Origin of the sequence: Nostoc sp. (genome assembly GCF_036917435.1) — a bacterium.
GTDB lineage: Bacteria > Cyanobacteriota > Cyanobacteriia > Cyanobacteriales > Nostocaceae > Nostoc.
Genome location: NZ_JBALDM010000059.1, coordinates 26,350 through 49,850 on the forward strand (window position 1 = coordinate 26,350; position 23,501 = coordinate 49,850).

General features: G+C 39.9%; 14 protein-coding genes and 3 pseudogenes. 8 read left to right on the top strand and 9 right to left on the bottom strand.

The window, feature by feature from the left end; all coding sequences use genetic code 11:
• Window positions 1-306 precede the first annotated feature (306 nt).
• Window positions 307-1,857, top strand: coding sequence for a mercuric reductase (locus V7K98_RS28760; protein WP_335028243.1), 1,551 nt, complete (start codon window positions 307-309; stop codon window positions 1,855-1,857).
• Between the two features lie 279 nt (window positions 1,858-2,136).
• Here V7K98_RS28760 and V7K98_RS28765 read toward each other — a convergent pair whose 3' ends face one another.
• A complete protein-coding gene (locus V7K98_RS28765; RefSeq protein WP_335028245.1) occupies window positions 2,137-5,625 on the bottom strand; it encodes a PA14 domain-containing protein in 3,489 nt (1,162 codons plus the stop codon).
• A 1,074-nt stretch (window positions 5,626-6,699) separates the two neighbouring features.
• Between V7K98_RS28765 and V7K98_RS28770 the strand changes: the two are divergent.
• Window positions 6,700-6,900 (top strand): annotated as a pseudogene (locus V7K98_RS28770) (magnesium transporter); the annotation flags it as partial.
• 209 nt (window positions 6,901-7,109) lie between these two features.
• Complete coding sequence (locus tag V7K98_RS28775) at window positions 7,110-7,286, top strand: magnesium transporter (RefSeq protein ID WP_442940454.1); 177 nt, start codon at window positions 7,110-7,112, stop codon at window positions 7,284-7,286.
• Between the two features lie 357 nt (window positions 7,287-7,643).
• Here the strand turns inward: V7K98_RS28775 and V7K98_RS28780 are convergent, their stop codons facing one another.
• Both V7K98_RS28780 and V7K98_RS28785 read right to left on the bottom strand, forming a co-directional pair.
• Entirely contained in the window at window positions 7,644-7,901 is a 258-nt protein-coding gene (locus V7K98_RS28780; RefSeq protein WP_335028247.1) for a hypothetical protein, read from the bottom strand.
• Between the two features lie 200 nt (window positions 7,902-8,101).
• A pseudogene (locus tag V7K98_RS28785) lies at window positions 8,102-9,004 on the bottom strand (SDR family oxidoreductase).
• A gap of 654 nt (window positions 9,005-9,658) precedes the next feature.
• Between V7K98_RS28785 and V7K98_RS28790 the strand changes: the two are divergent.
• The gene (locus V7K98_RS28790; protein WP_335028249.1) at window positions 9,659-11,260 is read left to right on the top strand and encodes a peptide ligase PGM1-related protein; all 1,602 of its coding nucleotides are present in this window, start codon (window positions 9,659-9,661) and stop codon (window positions 11,258-11,260) included.
• A 106-nt stretch (window positions 11,261-11,366) separates the two neighbouring features.
• On the opposite strand, the gene V7K98_RS28795 is transcribed toward V7K98_RS28790, so the two are convergent.
• Complete coding sequence (locus V7K98_RS28795) at window positions 11,367-12,677, bottom strand: hypothetical protein (RefSeq protein WP_335028251.1); 1,311 nt, start codon at window positions 12,675-12,677, stop codon at window positions 11,367-11,369.
• 84 nt (window positions 12,678-12,761) lie between these two features.
• A complete protein-coding gene (locus V7K98_RS28800; protein WP_335028253.1) occupies window positions 12,762-13,403 on the bottom strand; it encodes a hypothetical protein in 642 nt (213 codons plus the stop codon).
• A gap of 1,395 nt (window positions 13,404-14,798) precedes the next feature.
• Here V7K98_RS28800 and V7K98_RS28805 point away from each other — a divergent pair.
• The 4 genes and pseudogenes from V7K98_RS28805 to V7K98_RS28820 form a co-directional block, all read left to right on the top strand.
• Window positions 14,799-15,180: pseudogene (locus tag V7K98_RS28805) on the top strand (SDR family NAD(P)-dependent oxidoreductase); the annotation flags it as partial.
• Between the two features lie 17 nt (window positions 15,181-15,197).
• Window positions 15,198-16,601, top strand: coding sequence for a glycoside hydrolase 100 family protein (locus V7K98_RS28810; RefSeq protein ID WP_335028255.1), 1,404 nt, complete (start codon window positions 15,198-15,200; stop codon window positions 16,599-16,601).
• Between the two features lie 269 nt (window positions 16,602-16,870).
• Window positions 16,871-17,173, top strand: coding sequence for a hypothetical protein (locus V7K98_RS28815; protein WP_334856048.1), 303 nt, complete (start codon window positions 16,871-16,873; stop codon window positions 17,171-17,173).
• Between the two features lie 104 nt (window positions 17,174-17,277).
• Window positions 17,278-17,745, top strand: a complete 468-nt coding sequence (locus V7K98_RS28820; RefSeq protein WP_335028258.1) for a hypothetical protein — start codon at window positions 17,278-17,280, stop codon at window positions 17,743-17,745.
• A 57-nt stretch (window positions 17,746-17,802) separates the two neighbouring features.
• Here the strand turns inward: V7K98_RS28820 and V7K98_RS28825 are convergent, their stop codons facing one another.
• The 4 genes from V7K98_RS28825 to V7K98_RS28840 form a co-directional block, all read right to left on the bottom strand.
• A complete protein-coding gene (locus tag V7K98_RS28825) occupies window positions 17,803-17,979 on the bottom strand; it encodes a hypothetical protein (RefSeq protein WP_442940453.1) in 177 nt (58 codons plus the stop codon).
• 45 nt (window positions 17,980-18,024) lie between these two features.
• On the bottom strand, window positions 18,025-19,254 hold the full coding sequence (locus V7K98_RS28830; RefSeq protein ID WP_335028260.1) for an RNA-guided endonuclease InsQ/TnpB family protein: 1,230 nt from the start codon (window positions 19,252-19,254) through the stop codon (window positions 18,025-18,027).
• Between the two features lie 225 nt (window positions 19,255-19,479).
• Window positions 19,480-22,494 (bottom strand): UPF0182 family protein, encoded by a 3,015-nt coding sequence (locus V7K98_RS28835; RefSeq protein ID WP_335028263.1) that lies wholly within the window; start codon window positions 22,492-22,494, stop codon window positions 19,480-19,482.
• Between the two features lie 80 nt (window positions 22,495-22,574).
• Window positions 22,575-23,171, bottom strand: a complete 597-nt coding sequence (locus V7K98_RS28840; protein ID WP_335028265.1) for a transposase — start codon at window positions 23,169-23,171, stop codon at window positions 22,575-22,577.
• Window positions 23,172-23,501 lie beyond the last annotated feature (330 nt).

Consider the following 23,501-nt stretch of genomic DNA (forward strand, 5'->3'; position numbering starts at 1 on the left):
ACTACGTAAAATCTGTCCCTCTCCTTATTAAGGAGAGGACAGGGTGAGGTTTGATCTTATATTTAATTACGCCTACCTACTTACTGTCGTTTATTCAACAGCAAATTGCTGTAAATTTTCGATTGTTAAAACGTTTATACAGGAAAACTTTAATCGTATCTGTCAATTCCCAAACGGACAAAACAATTCAAAGGCTGTATTTATTATTAAACAAACATAAAAAATAAGAGACTGAGCCACCTAAATTTATTTCCTCCTAAAGGCAGTTGACTTTAGTATTTTCAATTCTTGATAGAGGTTTAGCTAATGACTAATTCAGATTTAGAGAGAGTCACGGTTCGCCCAACGGATGAGTATAACCAAAAGTTGGTATCTTACGTCCATCCGCCAAACTGGGTTAATCCTCAACCAGCAGATATTTACGATTTGGTAGTAATTGGGGCTGGTACGGCGGGATTAGTGGTGGCGGCAGGGGCGGCGGGTTTGGATTTGGGTTTAAAGGTGGCGTTAATTGAAAAGCATCTTATGGGTGGAGATTGTTTAAATGTTGGTTGCGTACCATCTAAAACTATTATTCGGTCTGCCCGCGTCGTTGGCGAAATCTGGGATGCTAAAGATTTGGGAGTTAATATCCCCCAACATAATATAGATGTTGATTTTCCTAAAGTTATGGCTAGGATGCGGCGGGTAAGGGCTGATATTAGTCATAACGACTCGGCGGAGCGGTTTCAAAAGTTGGGTGTCGATGTCTTTTTGGGTAGCGGTCGATTTGCAAGTAAAAATACCGTGGAAGTTGGCAACAAAACCCTCCGGTTTAAAAAAGCTGTAATTGCTACTGGTGCCAGAGCCGCACAACTTTCGATTCCAGGAATTGAAAAGGCGGGTTATCTAACTAATGAGACGGTTTTTTCTCTGATTCAACGACCGGAACGTTTGGCGGTGATTGGTGGCGGCCCCATTGGTTGCGAATTGGCGCAGGCTTTCCGGCGTTTGGGTTCTGAGGTGATACTTTTCCATAGCGGTTCGCATCTTCTAAATAAAGAAGATGCTGAAGCTGCTGAAATTCTCCAAAAGGTTTTGATTAGGGAAGGAATTCGCGTAGTGTTGAATTCCAAGTTGGAAGAAGTGGTAACTGTGACTGAAGGGAAACGGCTTTACTTTTCTTCCAATGGTCATCGAGATTCGGTGACAGTAGATGAAATTTTAGTCGGTGCGGGGCGATCGCCAAATGTGGAAGGTTTAAATTTAGAATCAGTGGGGGTGGAATACGACAAACGCCAAGGTGTGAAGGTAAATGATTATCTCCAGACGACGAATTCCCAAATTTATGCGGCTGGCGATATCTGCATGAACTGGAAATTTACCCATGCTGCGGATGCTGCGGCGCGGATTGTGATTAAAAATACGCTGTTTTCTCCCTTTGGTATAGGACGCTCGAAACTTAGTAGTCTGGTGATGCCGTGGGTAACTTATACTGACCCAGAAATTGCCCATGTAGGGATGTATGAACACGAGGCGCAAAAATTAGGTATTGAGGTGACAACAATTAAAATACCTTTTAGTAGTGTAGACCGAGCGATCGCAGATGGAGAAGAGTCAGGATTTCTGAAAATCCACCATAAAAAGGGGTCTGATGAAATAATCGGTGCAACTATTGTCGCTAGTCACGCAGGTGAGATGATATCAGAAGTGACTACGGCAATGGTGAATAAGATCGGTTTGAGTAAATTAAGCAGTGTAATTCATCCTTATCCCACTCAAGCTGAAGCTATTAAAAAAGCGGCTGATGCTTATCGTCGTACACTATTAACAGCAAATACCAAAAAATTGTTGGGATTTTTGACAAAATTATCTTGATCAAAATCAGTTAGGAATTACGCAAAACTAGACGCAGTAGGGGCAATTCATCAATTGCCCCTACTGGAAAATCAAAGATCAGGGTGGTTTCATACAACCAGAGAAAAACTAAAACTGGGTTTCAAAGCCTCTCTCCGCTTCGGGGAGAGGTTTGGAGAGGGGTCAAAATCTATGGTTCTAGATGAGAAATCAAGACTTATGTATTTTTCTTTTTTCGTATGAAACCACCCTGCTACCAAAAAATCAAAGTTTGGTCTATTTTTTGCGTAAGTCCTGTCACTAAATAGGTCGGAAGCGTTTAATCGTACCTCCTATCAAGTCTGCGTAGTATAGATTGCCATCCTCTCCAGTGGTAATTTGTACAGGCACTCCTAGATTAACTGTGTCTTCTTTGGAAGCAAACCGATTAACAGAGATAAGTGTACCGTTACTATCGAATTGCAAAGCATCAATAGTTCCTTGACTGAAATCACCAACGAATAAAGCATTTTGATAGATTGAAGGGAAAGTATTGCCTGTGTAAAAATCACCCGCAGTAATCGCATTAGAACCATCATGCTTGTAAGTGTAAGCTGGTGCTGTAGCAATTTTGCCACTACTATAGAAGTCTTGGGCTGCATCTAGGTAAGAATATCTTGATTTCTCGCTAAAGATGTTACCACTTTCATCAAGGCCACCTTCATAGAATGGCCAGCCAAAGTTAGCTCCTGGTTTTCCGATATTCACCTCTTCGTAAGAAGCAAAGCCAACATCGCCGATATAGGGGGTATTGGTGTTCTTATCAATTGTGAAGCGGAAGGGATTACGCAAGCCTAAGTTATAAACTTTGGAACTATTGCTGTCGGGATCACCGTTGTAGAAAGGATTACTTGATAAGCCTTGACCAGTAATCGCATCAATCCGCAGTATCTTGCCGGACAGATTATCGACATCCTGAACGCGAATTGCTCGCGGATCTATCCCATTGTAAGAAGTGCCATCTCCTACGCTCACAAACAGAGAACCATCAGTACCAAAGCGCACAGAACCAATTGAGTGAGATTCACTATCATTGGCTATAAAATTTTGGACATTTTGGACTTTATCAAGATTATTGACATAATCCTCCAAGCTGGTAAACGGTTTACCAGTATCTTTGTTGATAATTCCTGATGGTGCATAGCCAAGTGTGACATCTGTGCTATTCCCATCTGGGTGGCTGATATTCTCCCAAGTGCCATTACTACCCAGCAGCACAAATTCGCTGCCAGCTATAGCAGTAGTGTAATTAGTGTTGGGATCAGCTGTGACACGAGTTAGCCGTGCAGTCCGATTCCCATTTTCATCGGGATTATCTAATAAGCTATCGGGATTATTCTGATAATTGTTTGGATCGGTTTGTGGTGGATCGTAGGTATATAAGAGGTAAACGTAGTTGTTGCCGTTGGGATTTTTGCCAAAATCTGGATGTACGGCAATGCCTAATAAACCGCGATCGCGCGTATCATTGACTTCTCCAGAAATATCAATAAATGGTGTATCTAATAAGACACCGTTGTTCAAGACTCGCACTACCCCATCTTTCTGGGCAACGAACATGGTCTTACCGTCAGATGTCGAGTCAAAAGCTGTAGGTTGAGTCAAACCAGAAGCTATCGTATCTATAGTAAATTTACCAGAGTCATTATCGAAAATAGTTATGGTTGTCTGTTGAGTATTTAGTTCCACTCCAACTGCGTTACTAAAATTCAAAGTAAATGTTTCATTTAGCTCTTCAACATTATCATCAATAATCGGGATAATAATGTTGTTACTGGTTTGTCCTACTGTAAAGGTCAAGGTTCCAGATACAGCCTGGTAGTCAGATCCTGCTTTAGCAGTCCCATCCACGGTTATGTAGTCAACACTACCAGCACCTTCACTGTTACCGCGTGTAACTGTCACTGTAGCAGTACCATCTTCCTCATTAACTACTGGCTTAGTGAAATTGAGACTAGAGCGATCGTTATCTTGAATTGTAATTTCCAGAGTTCTTTGGAGTCCTAGTGTTGCCCCTTCTGGCTGATCGATGACAAAATTAAAGGTTTCATCAGTTTCTGCTAAAAGATCGTCATTGATCGGAATAGATATCTGTTTGCTGCTTTTCCCTGGTGCAAAAATAACTGTTCCGGTGCTTTCACGACCTTCACTTCCGTAGTCAGCCCCTGCTGTAGCAGTACCAGCTATAGTTGCATACTTGATTGAAGATGTGCCGCTTAAATCACCACTTCTAAGCAAAGTTACGGTTGCACTACCAACACCTTCGTTTACAGTCGTGGAAGATGATCCCAAGGTAATCGTGTCTAGAAATTCTGGTGAATACAGTTGTGACTGGGGAATGATTTCCTTGGTTTGAGAGTTACTTGACCAAGACAGTTGGGAAATGGCAGTGTAAGTATTTTCATAATATTCCAGTTTAATATCATACTTCTGACCCGCAACTAGTGCGATCGCGCCGCTATATTCGGTGGTAGATTGATCGACAAATTTATTGATAATTTGTTGACCATTCACCGACAGTCGCACACCATCATCAGTAGTGGTGTAGAAGTTATAAGTCTCGCTGTACTTGGCTTCTACCTGACCTGTCCAACGGGCTGAGAAGGTATCCGCACCTATGGTAGGATCTGGAGAATCATTACCCCAGTCGAAGTTTACTGTTGCATCGGTGCGAGTTACCTTCAGGTTGGTGAAGTCGATGTTATCGTAGTACTCGGCTTTGAGTCCGTTGCCATTACTAGCAACTGTATCCGCCTGACTATAAAGTTGTGACTGGGGAATAATTTCCTTGGTTTGAGAGTTACTTGACCAAGACAGTTGGGAAATGGCAGTGTAAGTATTTTCATAATATTCCAGTTTAATATCATACTTCTGACCCGCAACTAGTGCGATCGCGCCGCTATATTCGGTGGTAGATTGATCGACAAATTTATTGATAATTTGTTGACCATTCACCGACAGTCGCACACCATCATCAGTAGTGGTGTAGAAGTTATAAGTCTCGCTGTACTTGGCTTCTACCTGACCTGTCCAACGGGCTGAGAAGGTATCCGCACCTATGGTAGGATCTGGAGAATCATTACCCCAGTCGAAGTTTACTGTTGCATCGGTGCGAGTTACCTTCAGGTTGGTGAAGTCGATGTTATCGTAGTACTCGGCTTTGAGTCCGTTGCCATTACTAGCAACTGTATCCGCCTGACTATAAAGTTGTGACTGGGGAATAATTTCCTTGGTTTGAGAGTTACTTGACCAAGACAGTTGGGAAATGGCAGTGTAAGTATTTTCATAATATTCCAGTTTAATATCATACTTCTGACCCGCAACTAGTGCGATCGCGCCGCTATATTCGGTGGTAGATTGATCGACAAATTTATTGATAATTTGTTGACCATTCACCGACAGTCGCACACCATCATCAGTAGTGGTGTAGAAGTTATAAGTCTCGCTGTACTTGGCTTCTACCTGACCTGTCCAACGGGCTGAGAAGGTATCCGCACCTATGGTAGGATCTGGAGAATCATTACCCCAGTCGAAGTTTACTGTTGCATCGGTGCGAGTTACCTTCAGGTTGGTGAAGTCGATGTTATCGTAGTACTCGGCTTTGAGTCCATCTCCCTGAGAGACTGCGCTGGCGCTAGACCGAGCATTATTAAATAGTGTTGAATCTATGTTTTGCAGGGATGATGATGGAGTAGCTGTTACACTCGCCGATGCTGACGACTGCTGATTAAGATCCTGTGAATCATTCATTGAGATATATGCCTCACAATAGTCTAAAACTAATTCATCGTTAATTCTTATGAGTTAGTTTTATGTTGAATTCTTTCAAAAAAATCGAGATGATTTTGGCTTAAATATATTCATCAGAAAATCATTGTTTGCTTATTAATATATTTAAAAAATGCCTATACTATTTCACTTAATTGCCGATACAAATTCTTTCTTGGTATGCTGTTTATTTGTATCAACTTTGAAATAAAGCAGTACAAAATCATATACCTAACTACATATTTATGAAAAGCAGGTATACAGGAAAATGTGCATCAAAAAAAATACTAGAGATTACTTTCTAGAGATTAGCTTAAGGGCGTATTAGTCCTTGTGAATTTTTGTCTTATTTCGACAAAATTCTCAGTTTTCGATGCATGTAAATTCGGTTTGGTGAATTTAAATAAATATAAATCACCTTTCTCTAGAACTTTTAATCTCACCATTATGCAGGTACATAAAGTTAAGGCAAAGCAACATCCAATTTCAGAATATATACTTAAGTGTTTAGTGGTAAAATTTTACACGTCTCCTTCGGCAAACCGATCTGGTGTTAATCAATTAAATATTTGACACCATAACCCATGCTATGTCTATCTATTTTGTGGAACTTTGTTTATATATTTATATTGTTTGATACTTTCTTAAAGCTAAGATTAAATTTTTAGTTATTTTTCTGTTAACTTACCAAAGTCAAGGGCTTATACGCTATAGAAAATAATCGTGTTGTGTATCAACTTAAACATCTGGGTTCAGATTTTTATTAATTATTTATTTAATGGTATATATATCGATGCTTAGGGATAGCACTCTGCATGAAGCTGCTTTACATCTACATGAATAACAGATGTGGTTTTTAATATCATCCCTTCAAAGAGGGGGATGAGTTAATTTACTCAAAGTCAGAAAAATTACGAGGATTTGCAACAAGCTGCCTGCGGATATTACTGAGGCGATTTATAGTTTGCCAGAAGCAATGCACGCTTAGGCTTTTCGCTTGGTTTCTAAGGATGAGGCGATCGAGGTTTATCAATATCTTGACTATAGTATTCAAGAACGTTGACGGCGTTTATCCCTTTGCTGACTGGTACTGGTGGTAATGTGGGTACTCAATCTTCTACTGTGGTGATTTGTGGGATGAACACCGATGAAATCAGATCGCTTGGCGCATTGCAGGTAATTGGCCGGGAAGCGATCGCAACAGTATTATTAGGTATAAGCGCTACTGTCTGGGCTTACTTGCTGCAAGGACGATTAGCGCTCTTCTATGACTCTCACGAGATAAAAATCAGAAACCTTTGTTGTCACTAGTTTCTATAAATCTATGAGTAGGTTGGGTTGAGGAACGAAACCCAACGCCAATAATCCCTGATTTTGTTGGGTTTCACGTTGTTCAACCCAACCTACAAATATTTTTTTCAAAGTAATATAAAGAGCATTAGAAGTAGCGATCGCTCCCTGTAGGCATTAGTTTAGTAGCTATTTCTATCTTGGCCTCTATCTCCGGTTCAGCATTGCCGTTCTTATTCCGCTACCTCAGTTTAGATCCCACCTTAATGTCAACACCATTGATCGCCACAGCAGTTGATGTGGTGGGAATTTTGATTTACTTCAATTTAGCGCGGGTAATTTTAAAGTTATGAAAAGAGTCATAGTTAAAAAGTAAAAAGTAAAAAGTAAAAAGATAATCCCCATAAATAAATCTAGGGGATTTAAAAAGGATGCATAAACAAGTAAAAAGATAAAAGTAAAAAGAAAGATAAATTCAATATTTCTTTTGCCTTTCTACTTTTTACTTTTGCCTTGTACGGATGCCTTGTTTCACAGCATGTCGTGTCGCACTTCGTGCCGCTACGCTAACGAAACAAATCTTTATTTCCTTTTCCATAAATAAATTCAGGGGCTTCAAACCGATTTTATTCCTCTTTCTTTTTACTTTTTATTTTTGCCTTGTTCGGTCATTAGTGAATAACAAACTACAAATGACAAATAATTAACTTTTACAATTCTGATTCTGTTAGTGGAGCAACAATTTCGCCAGTGCCTAATTCCAGTAACAAATCTTGCTCAGTAATTAATCCACTGAGTTCTTTTACTTGTAAATTCATATCTTCACAAGCTTGTCTGAGTTCTCTGGCAAATTTGTTGAGGTCTTGACCATAGCCACATTGATAAGCAGCAGTTTCAATTCCTTGCTTGGCATTTGCTCTAGCACAATCTACTAGTTCTGTGCCCTTAAGTGGTGTAGGAGATGCCATAAACTTAGTTATTATTTCTTAAATGTACGCTCTTTAGAGATATTATCAATATTTTAATTTTGAATCATCCCTCCAATGGAAGACCATCAGGGTAGAGTTAGGAGTAAAGAAGCAAAAACTTATAAATCCAAAGTCTAGCAATTATAGATTTTCAATTTTGGATTGAAAATCTATAATTGAATGACTGCTTACATTTTCACCTACCCATTGACAACTTCTCCGCCATTAATATGTAATACTTGTCCAGAAACATAAGAAGCATCATCAGAAGCTAAAAATACATAGCTAGGTGCGACTTATTCTGGTTGTCCGGCTCGTTGCATTGGTACTTGTTTACCAAAATTTTCAACTTTTTCTTCAGGAAAAGTTGATGGAATCAAAGGTGTCCAGATTGGCCCTGGCGCAACAGCATTAACGCGAATTCCTTTTGACACTAAATTTTGTGATAAGGAGCGAGTAAAGGCAACAATAGCACCTTTCGTGGAAGAATAATCTAGTAGTTGTGGGCTACCTTTATAAGCTGTTACTGATGTGGTATTAATGATAGAACTACCTGCTTGCAAATGCTTGAGTGCAGCTTTAGTCATGAAAAACATTGAGAATATATTAGTGCGGAAAGTTCGCTCTAATTGTTCTTTGGTAATTTCCTCGATACTTTCTTTGGGATGTTGTTCGGCGGCGTTGTTGATGAGAATATCAAGTTTACCTAATTCGCCAACTGTTTGTTGTATAGCTTGCTGACAAAAAGTTTCATCGCCAATATCACCTGCAATGGTTATTGCACGACGACCTTGTTTTTCTACCAAATGTTTTGTTTCTTTAGCATCATTATGTTCGTTGAGGTAAAGGATGGACACATCTGCACCTTCTTTAGCAAATGCGATCGCTACAGCACGACCAATACCACTATCAGCACCAGTAATCAATGCTACTTTATCTTTTAACTTATCACTACCTTGATACCGGGCATCATCTGCTTTAGGTTTGGGTGTCATTTCTGATTCAACACCTGGTATTTCTTGCTGCTGTGGCGGTTGTAATTTTTGCTCTTTTTTTTCTTTTGATTTAGCCATAGTTTTTACCTTGGTAATTGGATTGGGCATTGAGAATTTGGCATTGAGATGGCTTATACTTTATCTCCTCCAAATCCCCATTTTTAAAAGTAAACTTTGGATAAAAAATTCAACCCAAGGCTTATTTTTTGCTTCGGATTTTTGTAGCAATTGGCAGTCTTAAGAGTTTAGACACAAAATACTATTTCTAAAGGAACTTATTTCTAGTAATTGTGCGTGCTTTACTTTATTTTTCCTCACATGTAGCCCCGAAAAACAAATATACGACTCTAATGTGATGAATGTTTTGTCTTTTTCATCTACTTTTAAGTTAACTATTATGTTGTTGTACTTTATCGTTCTCCAGAGGTAAATTAAGTTTAAATCTGCTCAACCTTAAGACATAAAAAATTCAATAAATGAGAGTTACTGAATTAGTCTATAAATCATTCATGTCAGATAAAGAATTAAGCTATTTTCCTGTAGTGAAAATAGCTTAATTATACTTACTCAATTTCTAATTGCAAAATAATCAATTTTGTGGTAATTATTTTAGCTAATGTTAATATTTATTTAGGCTAATATCTGTATAAGTACCTTTTGATAAACTAAATTCATTACAAAAGTGCTTGAAAATTTGTCCCCAAACTAATAGACTAAAAGCCCGCATGGTGCGCTACATTGGGATCATTAGAGGGCAGGGTTATGGCAATAGTAAATATTTCGGAGTTAGAACAGGCTGAGAAGTTTCACCAGTTACAATTAACTCTAAGCGATCGCTGGAAAACGAGCGAGTCATTTGACAATAGTGAAGCGGATATTTTAATTATTCCCTCTTTAAGTATCGATCAGCGCGAACTCCAAAAGATCGAAGGCTGCGAACATTATGAAGAAAGATTACTATTTTCCTTAATTCGGTTGCAGAATCCCCAAACTCGGCTGATTTATGTAACATCAGTACCGTTGCATCCTAGTATCATTGATTATTATCTGCAACTGTTGCCAGGGATTCCCTTTTCTCATGCCCGCAATCGCTTGCTACTACTTTCTACTTACGATTCCTCCCTTAAGCCTCTAAGCCAAAAGATTTTGGAACGCCCCCGGCTGCTAAAGCGGATTCATCAAGCTTTGAGGCTGGATAAATCGTTTATGATCTGCTACAACTCTTCGCAGTGGGAAGGCGAATTGTCTGTAAAATTAGGTGTCCCACTGTATGCTGCTGCACCAGATTTACAGATTTGGGGAACAAAAAGTGGCAGTCGGCAAATCTTCAAGGAAAGTAAAGTACCGCATCCAGATGGTAGCGAAAAAATTTGGAACCGCACAGATTTGGCAGAAGCTACCAGTGATTTGTGGGAACGAGAACCGACATTAAAACGGGTTGTGGTGAAACTCAACGAAGGCATTTCGGGAGAGGGGAATGCATTGTTGGATCTTAGACCGATTGAGAATTTAGCACCGGAAAAAGATACTCATGCTCAAAGGGTAGCAGCAATTAGCGATCGCTTCTTAACAATGCGCTTTCAAGCACAACAAGAGACTTGGGATAATTTTTCAGGAAGAATCCCGGAATTAGGGGCAATTGTCGAAGCATTTGTGGAAGGGGAAATTAAGCGATCGCCCAGCGTCCAAGGAAGGATAACACCCACCGGTGAAGTGGAAATCCTTTCAACTCACGACCAAATTCTTGGAGGCCCTGACGGTCAAATTTATCTTGGTTGTCGCTTTCCCGCCGATGAAAGATATCGATTGCAATTACAGCAATTGGGGCTAGAAGTTGGCAGAAAGCTAGCAGAGAAAGGTACTTTAGAGCGATTTGGCGTAGATTTTATCGCCGTTGACAAGGGTAACGGTGACTGGGATATTCAGGCGATCGAAATTAACCTGCGTAAAGGTGGTACAACTCATCCATTCATGACCCTGAAATTATTAACGAACGGTCGCTATGACCTTTCCACAGGCTTATTTTATAGTCAGCAAGGTCGTCCTAAATACTACATAGCTACTGATAATCTGCAAAAAGAGCGCTATCAGGGATTATTGCCTAATGATTTAATGGATATCATTGCTCACCATAGACTGCACTTTGACAGTGGTACAGAAACAGGTACAGTGTTTCATCTGATGGGTTGCCTTTCGCAGTTTGGCAAGTTGGGATTAACGAGTATCGGTGATTCCCCACAACAAGCACAAGATATCTATAACAAAGTTGTCAAAGTTCTGGATGAAGAAACCCGCAGCGAAAATCATGATTTATCGGCATTTTCAGATTATTCCTTTCCCGTAGCTTGGGATGAATATAGATAAAACCTTACCCTCGCTCAGACTTCCCTCTCCTTACTAAGGAGAGGGATTGAGGGTGAGGTTTGATCTTATATTTAATTACGCCTACTTACTTATAAGTTCTAAGTAATTACGAGTTACGGATTTTTAAAGTTCTGTGTTTGTAACGGACTATGCATAATAGAACGATTAGCAATACAAGCGCTTTGATCATTGATGGCTCCACTACCTTCTTTACTTCTGTTGGGGGTTTAGGAGTAACATTACATGGAATCTCAATGATCTGTGTGCTATCGGAACCATTACCACCAGGAGTCAAATCACATTCGCCTTTATTGGTGAGAGACAGAGGTGGATTTCCTGGAACAATAGATGGTGGAACTGAAGAAATAGGTTGTTGAGCTGAAGAACTATCACCATTAAGTAATAGAAGCAGAATTAAAGCAAGACCCCCACCTGCAATTATTGGCCAGAGTGGAAAAGAATCAGGAATGTTTGGTATGACAACCTCTCCCTCAGTTGCAGGGATATCAAGGGCTATTGTTTCTCCATCCAACGGTGCTGGAATATCACTCACCAAGATATCTCCTGGTGTATCTTCTCCCAAAAGCTGATTAAATTCCTGTGGAATCCCATTGTTGGGTCGTCCGAATTCCCCACCATCTTTGGAGTATGGATAGGATAATAGTTCAAAAATCCTCTTTTCGAGTTGGTTCTGATCTCCAGAATTCAATGCATTCAAGCCTGTAGAAATTTTATCTACATAAAAATTCGTCATCTCTGGTGACAGACCTAAAGATTGAATCTGTTCCTGAATGTTAGGAATTTTTGAGGCTTCCTCAAACAACAATCGTCCGTATGAGAACTTTAAGTCTAGTAATCCATTACGAAGGCTGACTGAGTTGTTGATCCCTGAGTATGGTGCCCAGTAAAACTGGTTGGTTGCAAGTCCGAGTCCTTCTACTGGATTGCGACTAAAACTTTGTCCAAGAAGGTATTGAGAGCTATCCATGATAGCGGGAGATTCATTTTTCCAAAAAGAGGCGTAAGGAACCGCAGAGAGATTAAGATTGTTACCGTAAAAGCTAGCGAAATTCTGGAAGTTTTTTTCCCCACCGGCTGCTCGGATCAGGAGGTTTTCATAGCTACTCCCACCGTTCAACTCGACTAACCGTTGAATTACCGCTCCAGTTTTATTACAGGTTAGACCGAATCCCACATCACATGCAGGAATGACTCGCATCTGGCTCAAATTCTGGTTATTGATTTGGTACTGGAGATACTCAGACTCTAGTCCTTGTTGGATACCATAGCGTCCAATATTAAGCTGTGCAAAAGCAGACTGACATGTAGTAAGTACGACCGCAACAGATGAGAATGCAACGGTTGCAAAACGAACTGCCTTCGACATCGAAATTCTTTGAAAAATTGATTTAGGCAAAATGCACCTCCATTAAACGACAGGAATTTAATTGAGCATTGAGGATTGGGCTTTGCTTCTTTTCCCCAGTCCTCAATGCCTAATTCAACTCTTAGGCAAATAAATATTGATCGTGATTCCTGTACCTTTGAGATTTCCTGATGAGAGTGTGTGATACAAGACCAATGCCCGGTTTGGTTGGTCAAAGAGAAACCCTCGACGTGTGGGTTTGATCTTCCCTTCCTTTACTAAGGAAATGAAGGCTTCTAAATATCGATGTATACCTTGATGGTTCTCTTGACTAGTATTCAAATGATGCTCAATCAGCATCATAAAGAAGTCCAAGCTTCGATTTTCCTGCCCCTCAATCAGGCTGCCCTCATCTAAAAAAGAACTGGCGATGAGCCTGTTATCAACTTGTTTAACCTTGAACAGAGTAAAGTAACGCCCTTCTTTTTTCGGATCGTTCGCATAACACACCCAAGAACCCTCTTGATTTTGTGTAAAACCCTGTTCTGCAAGGTAAGAAAGCAAAGGATCGTTGGCCTTAGTTTGTAGTGGAGGTAATAAATCTTCAATGGGATCTAAAGAGCAAATCCTCTCTGTTGTTTTCTGTTGAGTAACAGAGGGAGTCTCTTGGGTATCGATATGCAGAGGTTTGTCCTCAGACATCGCCATGCTAGACATTGCAAGCAATGCAGATACTTGGAGAGCGATCGCACCAAACAAACGAATAATGATATTCATGTTTTTCCTGTTACTTTTGCTTATGTTGTCAATAATCAAATCGTTACCAAATCAGGATTGATTTAGGAGTGCTAGATTGTTTGTTCAATTTAAGTGTTTGTCTGATTTGGTCAACATCTGCTTAAGCTTTTACCAAGCAGATTGGAACTTAGTAAGGTACAGAGGATCTTTAGGGCATAGCACTGCTGTGCCCCTACCTGTGTACTTGATTTACCTGAAAAACGCTGTGTATATAGGTAACTAAGTACAAAAAGAATAAATCTCTAAAGGAAACATATAGTATTAGTGTTTAACAGACAATACAAATTCGGCTTTTTGATACTTTTACGTATACAAAAAACGATTGATATTGCATCAACACTTTTCTATTTACTCTTGCTTAATTTTTGACCATAAATAAGACATTTGTATGCCTTGTCTATGGTTGTCATAATTCCTGAAAAAGGGCTTGTTTAGCTCCTTTGTATCTTAATATCAGCAGAATTACAAAAGTTCTATGCTTTGCATAGTAGGACTTTTGGTAATTTTTTCAGTGGGTTCAATAGTTTTTTGTTTTTGGAGGTAGCACACCTAACTAGCTCTTTCAGCATGGTAGAAATTTAATGTATAAATAATATCTCATGACAGTAAAATAATATTACCATGAGCTTGTGACATGCAACACTATTGTGGACAGTTGTCAAAGTTGTACACGGTAAATTGTAATTACCTATTCATCAAATTTTATGGCAAATAGTTGAGAGTCAAACTCAATTTACTTGTATAGCGGTTCTAAATCATTTGTAAAAATAAACGAACCGCAGAGGCGCAGAGAACGCAGAGAGAGGAATCGGAGATTTTCATGACTCATTTAGGATTGCTATATATAGTTAGTATTTTTAAATTTAGTACGTTTGTTCTAAGATAATTGATTTTTAGTCTTAAATATCACTCATGGTTGAAATTTATACGCATGATATATATTACAGAACTTACAGAAACAATAGTCAAAACCCTGATTTTCTTTTTAAGGTAATTAATGAATTTTCTCTACCACGTATAGTTTTGCGTAAGTCTTATATTCTGGATTTCTGGATAAGCTTGATTGTCTTAACTTTAAGCTACAAGCGATGTCTCCGACGGGCTACACCTATGTATCAAACTAAATTCAACCAGACTACTATAGGATTACTCTTTGATTTTTGAACACAATAAGGCGTCAGATTCAAGTTCAGTTTCCATCGCTTGGATCTGTAGCCTAATTTTTTAGAATTGATTTTAGAAATTCACATTTTTAAATTTAAATTATCTCCATTAGGGGTTGACAGCAGTAATTTTAGATTATTCTTTAAAGAATCTAAAATCTAAAATTAAAAATTGTTTAACTGAGTTCAAATTCAAGCAAGGTTAGGAAATATGATAGGGTTAAAGGGAAAGAACGCTTTAGTTACAGGTGCAACTTCAGGTATTTGTCAGGCGATCGCTATCAGACTCGCTCAAGAAGGGTGAAACATCGCCATCAATTACCGCTCATACCCGGAAGCGGCGCTAGACACAGAACAGATGGCATTGCAAAAAGCCTGCGGAAATATTAAAAATTGTGGTGTGAGGTCGTTGCTGGTTCAGGGAGATGTCTCCTAAGAGTCAGACATTATTGAGGTGGTCAACACCGTAATGAAGAGTGCTGAGTAAAAAGTGCTGAGTGCTGAATGAAGAGTGCTGAGTAAAGAAATTTGGCAGTTTAGATATTCTAGTTAACAATGCTGGCATTCAAATAGAAAGCCCATCCCATGAAGTTAGTGGAATTAAACGCCTATGACTAGCGCAATCGATAAGAACATTCAACTGGAAGCAGAAGCTTGGGAATTGCTTGAAAAATCTATAATCTATTACCAGGGAAAACCCATTGGGACTGTAGCCGCCTACGATCCAGAGTTAGATACACTCAATTATGACCAGTGCTTTCTGCGTGATTTTGTGCCTTCTGCCTTAGTGTTTCTGATGTATGACAAAGCAGAGATTGTCCGCAACTTCTTAGTAGAAACACTTAAATTACAAAGTCATAAAAAGCAGATGGACTGCTTTGAAGCAGGAGCGGGTTTGATGCCTGCCAGTTTCAAAGTACATTCTAATGGGAATGAGGAATTTTTAGTTGCTGATTTTGGTGAACACGCGATCGCTCGTGTTCCCCCAATTGATTCCTGTATGTGGTGGATTCTCTTGCTACGGGCTTATGAAAAGTCTACAGGCGATTTGTCCCTAGCGCGTCAGCCAGATTTTCAAGCTGGAATCAAACTAATTTTGGATCTTTGCCTAGTACATCGGTTTTCCATGTACCCAACCATGTTAGTTCCCGATGGCGCGTTTATGATTGACCGTCGGATGGGAGTCTACGAACATCCTCTAGAAATTCAAGCGTTGTTCTACGCGTCTCTGAGAGCCGCTTGTGAATTGCTTTTATCTGATGGAGACGGCGATAGTTACCTTGGCAAAGTCAATAGGCGATTGGGATCTTTGAAATATCATATCCGCAACTATTATTGGCTAGACCTCAAGCGATTGGGGGAAATCTATCGTTATAAGGGTAACGAATTTGGTAAAGAAATTGTTAATAAATTCAATATCCAATCAGAATCAATCCCCACTTGGTTAACCGAGTGGTTGCCCGAAACTGGAGGATATTTAGCAGGAAATCTGGGGCCGGGACGGATCGATTTTCGCTTTTTTGCTCTGGGGAATCTAATGGCAATCTTAGCTTCCTTAGCAAGTGAAGGCGAATCTCAAAGCATTATGAATTTATTTTCTCAACGCTGGGAAGACTTGATCGGCTATATGCCCGTTAAAATCTGCTTTCCCGCCTTGGAAGGTTTAGAGTGGAGAATTGTTACAGGATGCGACTCTAAGAACAGCGCTTGGTCTTATCACAACGGTGGTAACTGGCCAGTTTTACTGTGGTTATTTGTGGCTGCGGCACAGAAAGCAGGTAGAACAGAACTTGCTCAAGCAGCGATCGCGATCGCCGAAAAGCGTTTATTTAAGGATAAATTCCCGGAATACTACGATGGCAACAATGGTCGTTTAATTGGCAAAGAAGCTAGAATCAATCAAACTTGGAGTATTGCCGGACTACTGGCAGCTAAAAAGTTCGTCGAAAATCCAGATTACTTAAAATTAATCTGTTTTCCAGAGGGTCTTGAAGGCCCGGGTTGTAGCCTGTAGGTACTGAATACCTTTATAAGGCTCTAAACCAAAGATTGATTTCGTAGTGCAATTATTAAGGTGTCTCTGCTAACTATTTTCTCAGTCCCCAGTCCCCATTTGAGCGGAAATTAGCCCTCTTTTTTGCTCGTAAGAACAGAAAAGTAAACTCAAATTCTCAAAGACTCGATAACTGATACACTATATTGTAAGAGGTATCTGAAGTGTCATACTTAGTAATATCATCAGATAGTCTTTGCATCCTTAACACGTTTTAACGTGTATAACACATGAAAACTAGTTCAGATTTAATTCCAGAATTTGAAAAACTATTCAGACAAAAGTTACAACTAAATAATTGTAAACTCAGAAAAAAAAGACAAGAGAATAATTATGAAATTGTTACTCCAGCTAAAGACATTTTTTTGATGTATTGGTCTGAATTCCCAGAAATTAACTTAACATATCAGGCTGTAGGGGTACGCACTCAGCAGACTAGTGTTTATGAGCGAGCTATCCGTTCGCACATTAGTTCTTGTTTGAGTAGTATCCAGGAAAATCCTACCTCTGAATCACCATTATTGGTGAACTAACTAATACTTAGATAATCCACATAATATTTACTAAGCTCTCGCCAGTTTTTATCGTATAACTGGCGAGAGTTTCTAATCTAAAATCTGTTGATCGAGAGATAAAAATGCAATCCGAAAAAAATGACGATGAGCTAGATTATAAAACTTTGTTAGCCAATGCAAAGCAAGCTTTAAAACTTGAATATCAGAAATCATCTGCTTTAGCGTCGCAACTGCAAGCCACAAAAACTCAACTAGAGCAAGTTCAGGCTGAAAACAAAACTCTAAAAGAGAGTGCTTATGAAGATGTAGTTAAGCACTTTGAGGCGCGGACTCAAGCAGCAGAAGCACTCGCACTAAAAACAGAAGTCCGCCAAAGATTCCTTGAAGCCAATGGTTGCAAGGATGATGAGAGCTTTAATATTCTATGGGATAGCATTAAAAATAAGATTCAGATTCAAGACGGTGAAGTGAGAATCGTTGCTCAAAATGGTACTCCTAAGTTCACCTTAACGGGTAGTATGATGACTTTGAGGGATTTTATTCAATCCCTCAAACAAGATCCAATCTCTGGAAAATTTTTCTTGAACTAGAGAACCAAATTAATGAAAGACTTTCGCTACAATTTTACGTCTAATTGTAGCAGAAAACTATTCATCTTCATCTCCAGGCGGTCTTTCGCTCTCGCTTTGTTGGGCGTTCCACTCCAAAATAATCCGTTCCAACATCTCAGACTGCGTACAGTTATTAACATCGGCGTACATTTTAATCAACTGCCTCACTTTCGGATTAAGGTGGCGGATCTCTAGTTGGTTATTTTGTAGCATGTCGATTAACTTTTAGTGTCTATTACATTATGTTGAACCAGTGAACTACCCCAACTTACCGAGTACGGTTGAAGTTGGGGCTTCTGTAATCACGGGGGAATGCCCAAACTTAGACTTTCGCCCAAGTTTAGGACTTACCTCCCCTCCTACAGCAGAGACGACTGAACCTTCCGCCTTTATCATTCTGATGCCTTCTGCTCTAATATTTATTGCTGCATTTCCATCACGTGAATGATGAGTATCGCAATGAGGACAAGTCCACTCACGGACATCCAACGGCATCTCACCTATTTGATAGAAACAATTAGAACAGAGTTTAGAACTGGGGAACCACCTATCAATTTCAATCAACTTCCCGCCTTTTCGCTCTAGCTTATAGGCTAAAAAATTTGTGAATGTTCCCCACCCAACATCAGATATTGATTTTGCCAATTTATGATTACGTATCATGCCTAATACATGAAGATTTTCTACTATGACAGCTTGGCTATCGCTGACTAACTTATAACTAAGTTTATGTAGAAAATCTTGCCTTGAGTTACTAACTCGCTCGTAAACTTTGGCCACAACTTTTCTATATCTATTCCTCGACTTACTCCCTTTTACCTTACGTGCTAATTTCTTCTGCTTACCCTTGAGATTTTTTTCATGTTTTGCAAGGTGCTTAGGATTATCGTAAATGGATACCTTTTCGCCGTCAGTAACAACTGCGAAGTGTTTTAGCCCTAAATCAATGCCGTAAATCTTCCCCTCCGAGATAACAGGATTTTCACCAATAAGCTCAGTGAGGATAGATGCAAGATATTTACCAGAAGGCGTTTTGCTTACAGTAACAGTTTTGATTTTCCCCTCAATCGGTCTATGTATTTTGGCTTTGATTACCCCTATATTGCCAGGAAGTTTGACATTACCATCTACAATTTTGACGTTTTGAGGATACTGAATCGACTGTTTACCATGTCTAGATTTGAATTTAGGAAATCCAGCACGTTTCTCAAAAAAGTTTTTGTACGCCGTGGTTAGATTGAGTGTCGTAGCCTGTAAAATTTGGCTATAACAATCAGCTAGCCACACAGTCTCTTCTGCCTTTTTGAGTATAGGAAGAAATGCGTTGAGTGCAGCACGTCCAAGTCCCTTACCCGTCTCCTTATAAGTCTCAATAGATTTATTTAGAGCATAATTCCACCACCATCTAGCGCACCCAAAAGTTTGCGCTAGTTGTATTTCTTGCTCAAGTGACGGATATAAACGGACTTGTACAACTTTGTGTAACACTCAACATCACCTCCTTGATCTCCATATTTTACCATAAATATATATTCTGGTAAAGTAATATATTCTGGTAAAGTACCAAAATAAAATAATTGACGACTCCTCAAACACCCCACTCCCTTATCAACTTACGGTTGATATTAGTCGGAGGTGATAAAAGTCGTCACCCGGCTATCCATCCCCGCCCTGTAGAGGGACGGGGAATTCCGCCGAATTAGTTAAAATCCCTTAACCACGCGGGGCTGCCTCTTCAAAGGGACGGATAATTGTCGGGGCTGGTGTAACTTCTGGTTTAAAAATCCCCTGTAAGGCTTGTTCTAAGGTTTGGGCCATAACAATCCGGTTTTCGTAAGCCACAACTACCCGCACCAAGGTTGGTAAGCTATTCTGTGTGGCTTCTATATAGATTGGCTCGACATACAGCAGTGATTCTTCAATGGGAATTACTAATAGATTGCCTTGAATGGCTCTCGAACCCTGGCGATTCCAGAGAGAAATTTGCTGAGAAATTACTGGATCTTGGTTAATCCGCGCCTCGATTTGCTCTGGCCCATAGACCAGTCTTTCTTTAGGAAAAGTATATAACAATAACTTGCCGTAGTTAACACCATCCGATCGCGCCGCTAACCAAGCAATTAAATTAGTCCGTTGTTTGGGAGTATAGGGCAGAAGCAGAATAAATTCTTCTTTAGGAGAGGTTGCGCCAACACCAGATGCAGTGGGTAGACTAGTAATCAAATAGTACGGCTCTACAGGACGAGGTTCACTGCCATAGATTTCATTAGGAATCTGCCACTGATCCTCCCGATTGTAAAATACCTGGGGATCGGTCATGTGGTAAATCATCAAGCGCTCAGATTGAATTTTGAAAAAGTCCACCGGATACCGGGTATGACTGCGGAGATTAACAGGCATTGTACTGAGCGGTTGAAACATTTGGGGAAATATCCCTGACCAAGTGGCAATTATCGGATCGTTTGGATCGGCAATATAAAAGTTAACACTCCCGTTGTAGGCATCAACCACTACTTTGACAGAATTGCGAATGTAGTTGATCCCATCGCTACCAGTGTCTGAGTAAGGATAGCGATCGCTCGTCGTGTAGGCATCAACAATCCAGTAAAGATAACTGGGATTATTGGGGAAATCTTGATTAGCATCAGCAGCAACTAAATAGGGATCGCTGTCAAATTTCAAAAAAGGTGCGATCGCTTCAATTCTTTGCTTGACATTTCGCCGCAGTAGCAGTTTTGTCTCTGGTAAAAAGTTCTGCGTCAGCACCATCTGCCAATCTTTCAAATACGTGGCAAATAACCAGCGTCGCCACGTTGAACCGATTTCAACGCCACCTAGACCATCATAAGAGTTGTAAACATTATCACTCCCACTAGGGTAGTCTAGTTCCCTGACTTTTGTGCCAGTCATTACATAAGTATTAGTAATTTCACCATAATAAATTCGAGGTTGCCCAATGGGAATACTTTCACGAATAGCTGGACTAGAAGTTGTCAGGGCGCTACTATCACCACTAATATCTTTGACAAAATATTCTGGTAATCCACCCGCCCCAACTGTATTAACTGGGCTAACAGTAAACCCGAAACCGTGGGTATAAATTAAATGGCGGTTAACCCATGTTTGAGCTTCCTGTGGTACAGCATTGTAGTCTAATTCTCGTGCGGCAATTAGTACTTGCCGCCGTTCTGTTGCTTCAATTGCTTCTGGCTTTTGGGGCGCTGATGGTTGGCGTGAACTTATATCTGTTTTCAGAGTATATCGATCGATATCGGCATCGGGGAAGCGATAATATGGTCGAATTTGTTGCAGTTGACGGTTAGTTTGTAATAGTGGTCGTTGATCCCAAAGGCGAATATTCCGAATTGTCAAGTCATTTTTTTGAATATCAGCTTCAGTCAATGTTCCTTGAGGTTTAAAGCCTTTGGCATCGATCGCTTCTAAGTCGAATGCTTGGCGAGTCAAGGCGATAGTACGCTGAATGTAGGGTTGCTCTCGTTGCAACTCATTCGGTTGGACAATTAAATATTCCACTACCGTAGGTAAAACAGTGTCAGCTGCTACAACTAGTACTAGATAAATCCCCAAACTGTAAAATACTAAGGGACGATGCTGAGATTTAGGTTTCCAGAAAAACGTTCGCCAAAGTAGATAAAATGCGATCGCTCCAGCCACAACGCACAAGACAGTGTAAGCTGGCAACTGGGCTGTCACATCTGTATAGCTAGCACCATAACTTACACCACGGCTAGAATACACGAGTTCATAGCGACTTTGCCAATAACTCAACGCCACTACTAACATCAACAAGCCACCCATACCGAATAAATGACGCTGCTGCTGCGACGAAAAACCAGGAAAAATCCCCTGACTCAAACTGTCTGCTGACAAGAGATAAGTAAGGGTAACGGCGACGAAACCATACAAACATAATCCCATCAGCCAGAGTTCTAGCAGTTCCCAAACGGGTAAGGAAAATATGTAAAAGCTGATATCTAGACCAAATAAAGGGTCAGTGCTGTTGAAAGAAGTAGGGTGGAAATATTGCAGCACCTTTGGCCAGTGTTGGAATAGGATGAATGCAAAAATGGGACTGAATATAACTGCGATCGCAGTGAGTAAAAATTGGGGATAGATTAAGATTGCGATCGCTACTCCCCCAATTAAACCGAGATACCAGACTTGAGAGACAATTTGCCTCAACAGTTGCCAGATTGTCTCTGGTCGAAATAGGGCAGGAACGGGTAAAATACCCTGGTTAACTGGAGAATGCCAGTAAGAAAGAGCAATTTGACCATAATGAGCCACCATCAACCCGATTAACAAGCTCAGTATCAGAGTTAGGGGTAATAACCCACCCAAGCTCAACTTTTTAAAGCGTTGTGGCGGAAGTATCGGGGTTTCGTTGCGTCTTGGATAATTAGGACTGAGAAAATTTGTTAATTTACTCGTGAGTTCTGCTTCCTCACGCCTGACTTCCTCAATCTTCAGAGACTGCGAATATTTTAGCCGTTGTGCTATTGCCAGATTTAGCAGTAGATAGGTAGCAGTTACCCCAGCCACGACTAGCCACAAAGCACCACGAGTCACCACTCTCAAAAGAAAAACTTGGAGGTAGCCCACTTCCTGAAACCAAAAAATCTCTGCTCCCATGCGGGAACCTAGATCCAACAGTAGCGACAGCCCGAAGAATACAATTAATAGTCTAAAGCCCCATTTCCGATACATTGATATGTAATTTAACTAGATACCAAGCGATCTCTACGCCAACGCGAATTGATATTTATGATATAACACATGATTTTAAATCAAAAAGGGATATCAAAAAGGAAATCTCGATCATCAAAATTATGTTGCGGGTTTTCTAGATCATCTGCCCAATGTAGGGGATTATATAAAATATATTCTCGGATGTTATCTACAGATTTTTGCTCTCTTCCAATGTGTTCATAAAAATTGCGTTGCCAGATTGATTGTCCTTTGATCTGCCAAATTTTATTAATGCGTTTGCTGACAACGCCTTTATAGCTGCGAATTACTGTAGAAATAGAACCAGGTAAAGGTTTACCGAATTGTTCTGTGTTGCAGTCAAGATGTTGATTGAGGGCACAAAATTGTTGTGTCCCTACAGGTTTATCGGTGATGATTAAGATGCCGTGTAGATGGTTAGGCATGACTACAAAGGTATCTAATTCAATGTGGGGAAAATGATCGGGTATTGTTTGCCAGCAGTTGAAGGCAATATGACCTAAAGAATTTAATTGCATTTCGCCATTAACTACATTACCAAATAAACATTGCCGCCCTTTGCTGCAAATGGTGATGAAATATGCACCAGGTTGGGTGTAATCGTACCCTTTCAAGCGAATAGAATGGCGGTGGTGTATTTGTGGATTATAGGGCATTGATTTTTACATACAGTTATTATTAACGTGTGTTTATTTTAACCGATAATTTCTATTGCAATTGATATAAATAACGTAGGGGCAAGGCATTGCCGTGCCCTCATACCAATTTTGCATCTCAACGAGAAACAATATTGTTCTGCACAATGCCTATTACATTTGAATAATACTAGTAATTTCTATTGCCATTGATATAAATAATGTAGGGGCAAGGCATTGCCGTGCCCTCATACCCATTTTGCATCTCAACGAGAAACAATATTGTTCTGCACAATGCCTATTACATTTGAATAATACTAGTAATTTCTATTGCCATTGATATAAATAATG

Excerpts from the sequence above, each read along its gene's own strand:
- V7K98_RS28810 (WP_335028255.1), top strand. The coding sequence starts at position 15,198 with ATGACTAGCGCAATCGATAAGAACATTCAACTGGAAGCAGAAGCTTGG.
- V7K98_RS28835 (WP_335028263.1), bottom strand. The coding sequence starts at position 22,494 with ATGTATCGGAAATGGGGCTTTAGACTATTAATTGTATTCTTCGGGCTG.
- V7K98_RS28825 (WP_442940453.1), bottom strand. The coding sequence starts at position 17,979 with ATGCTACAAAATAACCAACTAGAGATCCGCCACCTTAATCCGAAAGTG.
- V7K98_RS28780 (WP_335028247.1), bottom strand. The coding sequence starts at position 7,901 with ATGGCATCTCCTACACCACTTAAGGGCACAGAACTAGTAGATTGTGCT.
- V7K98_RS28820 (WP_335028258.1), top strand. The coding sequence starts at position 17,278 with ATGCAATCCGAAAAAAATGACGATGAGCTAGATTATAAAACTTTGTTA.
- V7K98_RS28760 (WP_335028243.1), top strand. The coding sequence starts at position 307 with ATGACTAATTCAGATTTAGAGAGAGTCACGGTTCGCCCAACGGATGAG.
- V7K98_RS28790 (WP_335028249.1), top strand. The coding sequence starts at position 9,659 with ATGGCAATAGTAAATATTTCGGAGTTAGAACAGGCTGAGAAGTTTCAC.
- V7K98_RS28815 (WP_334856048.1), top strand. The coding sequence starts at position 16,871 with ATGAAAACTAGTTCAGATTTAATTCCAGAATTTGAAAAACTATTCAGA.
- V7K98_RS28840 (WP_335028265.1), bottom strand. The coding sequence starts at position 23,171 with ATGCCCTATAATCCACAAATACACCACCGCCATTCTATTCGCTTGAAA.
- V7K98_RS28800 (WP_335028253.1), bottom strand. The coding sequence starts at position 13,403 with ATGAATATCATTATTCGTTTGTTTGGTGCGATCGCTCTCCAAGTATCT.
- V7K98_RS28765 (WP_335028245.1), bottom strand. The coding sequence starts at position 5,625 with ATGAATGATTCACAGGATCTTAATCAGCAGTCGTCAGCATCGGCGAGT.